Source organism: Streptomyces beijiangensis (genome assembly GCF_017315755.1).
Lineage (GTDB): Bacteria > Actinomycetota > Actinomycetes > Streptomycetales > Streptomycetaceae > Streptomyces > Streptomyces beijiangensis.
On the sequence record NZ_JAFLRJ010000820.1, the window covers coordinates 1 to 256 of the forward strand.

General features: G+C 73.8%; 1 protein-coding gene. It reads left to right on the top strand.

Going from position 1 to position 256, the window contains the following annotated elements; genetic code table 11:
• A partial coding sequence (locus J0695_RS39280) for an acyl-CoA dehydrogenase family protein (protein WP_242553750.1) occupies positions 1–256 on the top strand: 256 nt, incomplete at both ends.

Consider the following 256-nt stretch of genomic DNA (forward strand, 5'->3'; position numbering starts at 1 on the left):
GATCACCAACCAGCTCAACCATGAGCGGGTGGCGCTCGCGGCCATCGGGATGCAGGCGGAGGACTGCTACGCGGCGGTTCTCGCGTATGCGCGGGCCGTTGATCCGGACACGGGCGCACGGCCCGCCGACCGGCCCTGGGTGCGGGAGCGGCTGGCGGAGATCCATGCGCGGCTGGCGGCGGTGCGGCTGCTCAACTGGCGGCTGGTGGGGGACGTGGGGGCAGGGACGCTCGCGCCGGGAGACGCAAGTGGCGTG